Below are 9550 nucleotides of genomic sequence, written 5' to 3' on the forward strand. Positions count from 1 at the left end.
GGATCCGGGGGCCCACAGCACGCATTGACGTATCCTTCCCCTGATCAATTCAGTCGATAGGCTTACCTCCTCTCCTCGCAGGGACGGAAGGATTTGAACCTCCGAGGATCCTCCAGTGAAACGCCTAATGGCACGGTATCCGAGACCTCACTCGAACCGACATGAACACACTCCGCGCCAGTCGTTCCACCGGAGTTGATGACCCAGCTTCCGTTTATTCGTCCCCATGCCCTATTCCATACCGGGGCCATTTCGGGCATCCGGCGCAGGTGCGCGTTCACCTCTTTCCACGCTGAGGCTTTGCGCTACCGTGCAAGCGGCCCGTCTCGCCGTTGCCTGAATAGGACTCTCCCGGGAATCCGTGCGCACCCGGCTGTAGGTCACCTGAAACCACACCGTGCGCCCGGCACTGTCCTCGTAGACGCCCCATTGATCTGATATCAGGTCAACGAGCATAAGCCCACGCCCGCCCTCACTCGGGATGTCAGCCTGAACACGCGGGAAGGAATTACCTCCGGCATCAACGACGTCCACGTGAATTCGGTCCCAGCACTCGACCAGTGCAACCATGACACTTCCACCGTGCCGCGAGTCCGAGTGCATCACCGAATTCGTGAATACCTCCGACGTCAGCAATTTGACGTCCTCTAGCGCTGGATGATCAGCGCCGAGTCGGGTACGGACGAATGTACGCGCCTTATTGACGCTTTCCGGTGACGCGGGCAGTTCGGTGACGCCTAAGAGGATTCCCGACATGTCCGAGTTGCGCTTGTCCTCCAATGTCTTAGGATCCCCCATGGATCGCACCTCCGAGTGTCCGATGTGTGCGGTTCAGGGACCCGTACGGCGTTGAGGGCGCCTGCGGGTCCCGCCATGTCTGGCTTCACTCATGACATCGCGGCATACGGATGCATCGACAGTGCTACTAGGGGAGACTGGGGGAGACACCGGCAGTCTCCCCTAAGGAGCGCATACAATGGGCAAAGCGCGACCGCCGTGGGCTACACGACTCCGTGCCGCACGACGCACGAGGATGTGGACGCAACGGGAGATGGCCCGCGAGCTGGCCAACTCTGCTGAAGGAACCAGCGCACACCTAGCCGAGCGGGAGTCTCTGATCAGGATGATCAAAGACTGGGAGGCGGGGAGGCATAAGCCTAAAGATCCCTATCGGATCCTGTACTCCCGCATTTTCGGCATCGACGACGATGAGCTTTTCTCTGACGACACGCTAGCAACACCATCCGACGCGCCCGCCGACACGATCGCACGGGAGCCTTTGCCAGTGCTGGCTTCCGTCGGTGTGTCAGCCTCCCCAGCTTCCACCGGTGGTCCGAGTCGGCAGAGCGCCGACATGGCAGCGATGCACGCCTTCCGCACAGCGGACCTACAGGTCGGCGGCGGACATCTATACGCCAGCGTTGTTAAGTACCTGGAGACGGAGCTAGGACCGCGCCTTTTCGGCATCAACGGCGCCGACTCCAATACAGTGTTTATGGCCGCCACCGCCCTTACGGAGATGGCCGGATGGATGGCCCATGATTCCGGCCGCGATCTATTAGCTGAACAGCATTTCGATCGAGCCCTATCCTTAACCAAGGCCGCCAATGACCAGCACCTTACCGCCCACATTCTGAGCAGCAAGAGCCACTTGGCGAACCATCTACAAAACGCCGACAAGGCTATCAAACTTGCTCGTATAGGCCAAGAACTCCTGTGCACATCACCTAACGGCATTCTCAGTGCCCGCCTACTTGCCATGGAGGCGCGCGGGTACGCAGGTACGGGGAAAGCGGATGAATGCCTTCAGCTACTCAAGCGTGCAGAGAAGGCGCTAGAAAATGGCTCTGCCGAAGTGATATCCCATTGGGTCAGCAACTTCGACGCGGGTTCATTGGCGAGTGAAGCCGCCCGATGTATGGCCCAGCTTGGCAACCCAGCCGAAACCCGAAGGTACGCGGAGCGTATAATCTCGCTAAGGCCAGCCCATCGCACACGTAGCCGCGCATTTGGGCAAATCACCCTGGCATCCGCGTGTGTCCAGCTTGGTCGGTTCGATGAGGCTTGTGCTGTAACACAAGCGGTGCTGACCTCCACACAGTCACTCCGCTCATTTTTGATCATCAAACAATTGCATATGCTAAAGTTGGCCCTCACGTCGAGCGGCGCAGTCAACAGCAAAACTGTCCGCGAACTCATCGCCCACCTAGAGGCGGTTCTAGAGGAACGCCTTTGGCTCTACCAGTGGTTAAGCAAGGACGAGAAGCGTCAAGTCGGGAGAAGTTGTGAACTCTGACGATCCACTCTACGAACGCGATCCCGACGCATGGAATTCTTACCTCGCTGCCGGAAATGCAACGCAACCTCGTAAGCGTGTGAGTGCGGACGTTCTTCTTCGGGATGACATGGGGCGGATTTTGCTGGTCGATCCCAAATACAAGCCCGATTGGGATATCCCCGGGGGCATGGCCGAAGCGAATGAAGCACCGGCCGATACGGCATGCCGTGAGCTACGCGAGGAACTCGGGTGTTCAATTAAGGTTGGTCCTCTGCTATGCATTGACTGGCAATCACCCCATGGCCCCTGGGATGACCTGCTGGCTTTCGTCTTTGATGGCGGGACATTAAGCGACAGAGATATCGATGCGCTGTACATGGCGGACGAGGAACTTGCAGCCTATGAATTCTGTTCTATCGAGCAGGCCCGACAGCGCTTGCGGCCTTATATGTTCCGACGCCTTACCAGCGCCCTTGAAGCGCTGGTCACTGGCCAATGCCGATATCTGCAAGATGGCCACCCGCAGTAGGGCCAGGGGCCTTAATACTCCAGCCGTAGTTAGCGATCTTTGGTTTGTTGTCGCCGGTAGTGAGCTCGGCGGGCTCCGGTTTGATGTCGTTGCCGCCATTGGGACCAGCGGTGGGCATGACGCTCATCGAGGGGTGGCCGGGTCAGTTGGGCGTAGAGTCGGCGGATCTCATTGACAGAGATCGTGATGAGGTTCTGCTGTGGCCGGGGACGTGATGGGCGAGGTTCTTCTTGAGGTTCGTGCGACAGTGCCGCGCGGGTGACGGCGAGGAAGGCCAGGGCGAGCATCGCCAGGGTCATGTATCGGTACCAGGCCGGATAGAGACGGACCTGATAGTGGTCCATGCCGATCTCGTTCTTGGCGGTCTGGAAGCATTCCTCGATCGTCCAGCGAGCACCGGCCACCCTGACCAACTCGGGCAGAGGCGCGGGGTTGGGCGTGTGACACAGGAAGTAGGCCAGCTCGCCGGGCCTGGTGATCGAGCGGCGGATCAGCAGATGGTGTGCGGGGCTGGTGGTGGCGACCAGTGCCCAGTCATAGCGCCGCTCGCCTTTGGCTCCGGGACCGCATGAGAGCCGCTGCCATCCCGCTTTAGGGATCTGCCCTGTCATGGTGTCGGCGCGTATCGGGCCGGTGCGGGTGGAGATCCGGTGGTCGCGGGCAACGGCCAGGACGTAGGCGAGCTGTCGGCTCTCCAGGAACAGGCGCAGCGGGCCGTTGTCACCGTAGGCCTCATCGGCGGTGACCCAGCCGAACGGCACCCCGGCGACGATCGTGCGCTCGATCATGGCCTGCAGGAGCTGTGGCTTGGTGGCGAAGCCCACCTGAGCGGGGACTTTGGCCGTGGCGCATCGCGGTGGGTCTGCGATCCAGGAGGCGGCAGGCAAGTAGAGCTCCCGGTCCAGGATGGCCCGGCCGCGTGAGGTGGCATAGCCGAGGAACACCCCGATCTGGCAGTTGGTGACCTTCCCGGCGGTGCCGGTGTACTGCCGTTGCACCCCGGCCGAGTGCACGCCCTTCTTCTCAAAGCCGGTGTCATCGCCGACCAGCACGCCCTCGGCCTGGCCCAGGTGGGCGGTGACATAGCCGCGGACATCGTCGCGGGTACCGTCCACGTCCCATTTCGCGGTGGAGAACAGCCGCTGCATGCCATCGGGTGTCGCCTCGCCGGCGTACTCCGCCAGAGACCAACTCGTCTTGCGCTCCAAACCTGACAACAGCCCTTCGATGCACGAGCGGGCGCGTAGCCGTACCTCACGCCGCTTGAACCGGCCCGCGATCAGCGCGAACGCCTCATCAAGTCCAGCTCGCAGGCGAGCGGCGCCCAGGTGTTCTAGTCTGGTCATCGCGGCCGCCGCATGATCTTCAGTTCCATCACACCTGAATGATCACAGCGGTGGTCGCTCTGCCTGTTGGTGGCCTTATGGCCCACAGGCCATACGTGCCACCTACCTGCACATATTCAGCCCACACCACGATCTACGGCTGGAGTACTAGACTAGCACCACCAACGAACTCTTTCGCATAAATCCTGTGCTATAGAGGCATGCCTGTCGTAAAGTTCCATACCTCACGTACTGATCTAGATCGAGGTATACATGGAACCCCTAGACCTCACCGGGAAGTTCTGGTTCCCCGGCAGCGACACAGCCGCTCAGTACGGTCGGCTGATCTTCGATTTTGCCGAAGGCAGCAGTCTCATCCTCGCCAACAGGCTGGCCCGCATAACACCGGACGGCGTTCTTGAGGCAGCGTTCGGCGGTATTCGAGAGCGTATATTCGGGGTCGTTAGCCAGGAGGGCCGCGAGGTCGAAGTAACCCTTATCAACTCAGTCCAACTGTCGTGGACGGGCTACACACCAAACCTGGTACTTACCGGTGGCCACTTCGCGGTCGACGACACCTTCTTCGAGGAGGCGGTTATTCGATTTCGAGACTTACCCGCTTGGGTATCAACAGGCATGCTGAACGTTAAGGTTAATAGCGACCCGGGAGCCGATCGCAGAGAACTCGAAGTTCAACTGGAGCGCCCACAGAGCCAACATGCCTCATTTACCAATGGCCGGATAAGTCTAGACTTTCGTTGGTCTCACAAAATCCGCCCTTTCGAACAGCTTTCTGTTCAACAACTGCCACAGATAGAGTTGCATTACACCGAGCCAACAGATCTATCGGATATCATCGCGTCGGCGAGTGATCTAAGTGCACTGCTCACGCTCTGCACGGATTCCTTAGGAACAATCCGTAGCATAGACCTGTATCGCTCCGACGTTCCCGAGCTCCTGCTATCAGGGCAACCCATCCCCGACAGCAAGAAGAAGATCCAGCTTTACGCAAAGCTATGGGGAACGGATCAGGACACCGGAAATAGAGCCGCAGTGTCTCATCAAGCACTGATTTCCTTCGAGGATGCAGGTGGAATCGAAACGTGTGCAAGATGGCTTGATGCCGCCCCAAATCTCCGAATAGTTATCGGCTCACTGTTGACCATGCGAGCCGATAACATGTTCGGGGAGAATCGGTTCGTCAACGTTTCCTCCGCAGCCGAAGGTTTTCACCGCTCCACCATCGGCGGACTATACATGGACAAGCAGGAGTGGAAAACCTTAAAGCGAGGGCTCAGGCAACATCTTCCCGAGGAGCACCACCAGTGGTTCGATGATTGCATGCGCCACTCCAACGCTCCCAGCCTTAATCGGCGCCTGAGGCAGCTAGCAGAGCAATTGGATCCCGTGACAGAGGCCCTCGTAGGTGATGTACATATCTGGGCTAGCGTTGTCAGCCAGTGCCGCAACGAGCTAGTACATCTCGAAGGGGAAAGAGATGTCTATGATGGTGCCGACCTGCACTGGCTAGCGGAAAGCGTGTTCAACGTTACTCGCCTATGCATGCTGTTATATGTTGGCGTAAACCATGAGCTCGTCCCCAGCCTCGTCCAGTCCTGGCCGATCAAATCATCAGCAGACTATGCAAGAAGAGCGATCAGCAACCTGTCTCAGGTTCAAGAGGCCAGAAAATGACTGGAGGGCTAAGAAAACGGTCAACCCGACATTATACTGCCCGTAGACGGGAAAGGGACGAGATAAATCTTTAAGACGTTTCGTAGTAAATAGCGCGGCCATCAGCCCACGCCAGCACGGCCTGCCCAGTCACCCTGTTCTTTTCGATCCGCCCCCGGGGCCGGTTGCCCTGCGAGTCCAGGCACTTGGCGTTTGTACACGCGACCCGGCCGGACTGCGTGGCGATCCGCAGCGAGTACGTCTTGCAGTACGGGCAGCCCGGCGGCAGGTCCCCGCGCGGCACGCGGATCGGGATCCACCGCTCCAACTCGCCGACGTCGCGGATCTCCCGGGCCTGCTCGATCCAGTTCTCAAGCCGTCCCCGGGCGCCGCGCGCGGCGTCCTCGGGCACGCCGTGCACGAGCTTGACGATCGCGTCCAATGCGACCTCGGTGTTGCGGTCCGACCCGCCGCGGCCGCCGGTACGGCCAGTGACCCGGTACCGGAGATCCTGCTCCAGCTCCCGCACGCCGGCGTGGATGGTCATGAGCACGGGGCCGGCCTCGGGATGCCAGGGCGCCGGCGACCCAGTGACCTTGTGGTGCTGGATGGATCCGCGGGTGGCGTCGGCGATCTGCTCAGGCAGCAGGTCGCGCAGCTGGTCCAGGAGCGGCTTGAGCTCAGCGACGAGGGCGGGAACCTCCTCGGCAGAGGTCATGCATCGAGGTTACGGCGAAGCCTGTGAGCTCACCCTCACTCTCTGCATGAACGCCGGTAACGTCGTCGGCTGTTCAGTCACGTGGCTGATCCTTCCGACCACCGAGGGTCGAGTACGGGTTTCCCACGATGCCCGACCGCTCGCCACAAATGATATGATGCATTCTTTTTTTGATCAGGAAATTAATCACGTTGAGAACAGTCAATATTACTATCTGTCAGCAGTTAGCGCACCCAAACGAATATGTCAAGAATTGTTGTAAGCACCATGAATCCTTATGGTGTAAATGCACCACTTGTCACAGGCGGGCATCTCGGCAGAAGTAATCGCCCAGTTCTCGCATCGACCACTGGACCAAAATGCCCGAAACACCTCACACAAGGGAGCAAGATGGCGAAGTATCGCTTAGCACGAACACGGTTCCTCGCGGCGCTCGCATTATCAGCAGCTACCGTGCTGACGATCGCCCCACCCAGCAACTCCGCCACCATCGATTACCCTTACTCAGGACTGGTGGAAAAGACGATCGTCAGTGGTGTCGTAGCCCGGAATGGCACACCTGTATACGGGGCAGACGTCCTCGTAGTCGCCTTCCCCGCCGGGGACGTTCTCGATACTCTCCCGATTAATGCAGAGGTCCCCTCACTACTCGTTGGGGCCGCGAGCAGCAACTCGGTTGGACGCTTCTCCGTCAACGTCGACCCTGCATCGCTCCCCAGTCAGTACGTCGATGCAAGAGGGCGTGTACAGCTGGAGATCACGATCGCCGACGACACGAGAGAAGTACGGTGGAACACCACTGCCGTACCAGCTCAGTATCCGACCCCGATTGGAGGACAGGAAGAACGATGCGGACCGGACGTCACCTATGGCTGCGAGCTCGGTGAGCCGGTATACGTGGTCCCAGGAGCCGCCGGCGCATCCCCCATCAACATCGTCGTGGGTACCGCTGGTGGAGTCGCGGTCACGCCTCGATGGTCCACTGCAAAGACCGAGGGACTTGGCGCCTCAGCCCCCCAGCAGCTAGTCGTCGACCTCGGCGATCAACCGAAGCTCTACGACGTCAACGACAACCCGTCCACCTGGATGACCGCTCCAGCCGGCGAGGAAGTGCAACCGGTACCGGACGGAGAACAGCCGCCTCCGGCCACAACTCAACCTGGGCCAGCACAACCGATCAGCGCCGCTGCGGCTGCGGCCCTGCGGACTTCCGAGACCGCGCCCCGGACGCAGGACTTCTCGTTCGTCGACCAAGCTGTACAGGCCGGCACCATAACGGCAGCTCAGATGTCGGCTGGACTAGTCCCTGCCGCTGCCAAAAAGGTGCCTTGCGGCTGGAAAACCATGGAGCGCTTTCCGGGACGGGAAGAGCAGTACATGGGGTTCCATAACTGGCTCGAAGCAAAGGGAACCCTCAACCAGAAGTCTGGCGCGGATCACACGCTGGGAGCTGCAGGTAAGGCGCCTGGATCTAGCAAGTGGACGGCAAGCGGAAACGCCACGTTGTCCGTATCGAGCGCACAAGAGGATGTAATCACTCGTATCGTAGACGCATGGGCCATCGGCACGGTCAACTACGCCCGCTGGGAGAACACATGCTCGAGGGCACAACTCATCAAGCCTACGAGTCTGGGTGATCCAATCAAGAAGTTCGTACGCGCCAATCACCCAGTTCTAAGCGGTGCATGCATCGAGCGCTACAACGGCTCCCAGCTGACCATGACTCAATCTAAGAACATGACCATATCGGCCGGAGTCGAGGTCGCCGGTATCAGCCTGTCGTCTCAAAGCGGCTACACTAACGAGTCGAAGCTCACGCTGGACTTCAAGGCCGGCACCAAGGTCTGCGGGTCGTCCTCTTCAGGAGTAAACAGGTCCGCGAGAATCGAAGCGCACAAGTTGTGACCTGATCCGCTACTAAAGACTCGACCATAAATAGGAGTTGCCAGGTATGGGAAGCGTCCGCACGGCCCTAGCATGCATCGCTCTGATCGCAGCATCAGGCTGTGCGGACGCAGCCCCGGCAGGCCCTAAACTCCAATGGCTAGGCGGAGGGATCATTACCGGCGAGGGCATGAGCGTCAGCACGCCGGGCAAACCCTACCTGTACGGCGGGCTACGCCTATGCCTGAATAGGGCCGGGTCGGTGACCGTAAAAGGTGTGCGTCTAGAGCACCCGCAAGGCGGGATACGGCTTGAAGCTTTCACTCTCCTCCCTCACGATGGGTCCTCCAATGACGACACCATCGGAAATGGCGAGTCAATAACGATCCAACGTAAAGGCCTACCACTGGAGAATCGGCAAGTCACACAGGTCTGCTCACCCGAAGACTCGCCGATACAGAAACGCACCGAACTCGTTTTACAATTGTCACATTCAGGTGACGCGAGCGGTTACACTTCCGGCTTCGTTGTCGACTATGTCAGCGACGGCAGCGACAGCGTCTTACACATAGACGTAAGTTACGTTTTCTGCTCGAACACAAAGAAGGACATGCCTGATTTGTGTACAGCGCATAAGAACATTGATCAGACACCTTAAGAGTGAAGGCAGCAGTCCTAGCCTCGATCTTTCACGATCGTAACTGGTTAGGTCACCAAGATCCGTTGGATTACGCCGCAGTAGGCAATGCTGAGTTGTCGGCGGAGGCGCGAAGACCGTCTAGGAGTGTGAGCCCTGGGATGGCGGGCAGCCAGGGGCGGCCCTCGGCGAGTTCGACGAGGGCGTGGAAGAAGCCGACGCCGTGTTTGCGGGCGGTGGCCAGATAACTGCGGATCGCGCAGAACTGCTCGGCGCCGGCCAGGGTGCGCAAGCAGCCGGAGACCTTCTGCCTCAGCTTGATCATCCTGATCTTGCGCTCGGCCGCGTTGTTGTCGAAGGGCACCCGTTGGTCTCGGGTGAACCGCAGGTAGTCGTCCTGGCGGGCAAGGATCCGGGTGGCCAGGGCGTTGTGCTTCTTCATCAGCGTGCCCGACCGCGCGGCCGTGTCGTTCCTGCCGATCAGTGCGGCCGAGCGCCACAGGCG

At 59.6% G+C, this 9550-nt stretch carries 8 protein-coding genes; 4 read left to right on the forward strand and 4 right to left on the reverse strand.

The annotated features are described in order from the left end of the window. Positions 1 to 231: 231 nt before the first annotated feature. Positions 232 to 798, reverse strand: coding sequence for an ATP-binding protein (locus AB0M95_RS04045; RefSeq protein WP_363759100.1), 567 nt, complete (start codon positions 796 to 798; stop codon positions 232 to 234). A gap of 253 nt (positions 799 to 1051) precedes the next feature. Between AB0M95_RS04045 and AB0M95_RS04050 the strand changes: the two genes are divergently transcribed. Together AB0M95_RS04050 and AB0M95_RS04055 are read left to right on the forward strand one after the other, a co-directional pair. Beyond that, positions 1052 to 2296: a hypothetical protein gene (locus AB0M95_RS04050; RefSeq protein WP_363759102.1), complete on the forward strand. Its 1245-nt coding sequence runs from the start codon at positions 1052 to 1054 to the stop codon at positions 2294 to 2296. Then, positions 2286 to 2807, forward strand: a complete 522-nt coding sequence (locus tag AB0M95_RS04055) for an NUDIX hydrolase (protein WP_363759105.1) — start codon at positions 2286 to 2288, stop codon at positions 2805 to 2807. The genes AB0M95_RS04050 and AB0M95_RS04055 overlap by 11 nt, the downstream gene beginning before the upstream one ends. A 29-nt stretch (positions 2808 to 2836) precedes the next feature. Here the strand turns inward: AB0M95_RS04055 and AB0M95_RS04060 are convergent, their stop codons facing one another. Beyond that, positions 2837 to 4153, reverse strand: coding sequence for an IS701 family transposase (locus AB0M95_RS04060; protein ID WP_363759108.1), 1317 nt, complete (start codon positions 4151 to 4153; stop codon positions 2837 to 2839). Between the two features lie 252 nt (positions 4154 to 4405). On the opposite strand from AB0M95_RS04060, the gene AB0M95_RS04065 reads away from it, so the two are divergent. Continuing rightward, on the forward strand, positions 4406 to 5827 hold the full coding sequence (locus tag AB0M95_RS04065; RefSeq protein WP_363759111.1) for a HEPN domain-containing protein: 1422 nt from the start codon (positions 4406 to 4408) through the stop codon (positions 5825 to 5827). 70 nt (positions 5828 to 5897) lie between these two features. Here AB0M95_RS04065 and AB0M95_RS04070 read toward each other — a convergent pair whose 3' ends face one another. Continuing rightward, on the reverse strand, positions 5898 to 6524 hold the full coding sequence (locus AB0M95_RS04070; RefSeq protein ID WP_363759114.1) for a hypothetical protein: 627 nt from the start codon (positions 6522 to 6524) through the stop codon (positions 5898 to 5900). 390 nt (positions 6525 to 6914) lie between these two features. Between AB0M95_RS04070 and AB0M95_RS04075 the strand changes: the two genes are divergently transcribed. Beyond that, on the forward strand, positions 6915 to 8429 hold the full coding sequence (locus AB0M95_RS04075) for a hypothetical protein (RefSeq protein WP_363759117.1): 1515 nt from the start codon (positions 6915 to 6917) through the stop codon (positions 8427 to 8429). A 707-nt stretch (positions 8430 to 9136) separates the two neighbouring features. On the opposite strand, the gene AB0M95_RS04080 is transcribed toward AB0M95_RS04075, so the two are convergent. Then, on the reverse strand, positions 9137 to 9550 hold a 414-nt coding region (locus tag AB0M95_RS04080), incomplete at its 5' end, for a transposase (RefSeq protein WP_363759120.1).

The sequence above is a fragment of the Sphaerisporangium sp. NPDC051017 genome (assembly GCF_040683095.1).
In the GTDB taxonomy this organism is placed as follows: Bacteria; Actinomycetota; Actinomycetes; order Streptosporangiales; family Streptosporangiaceae; genus Sphaerisporangium.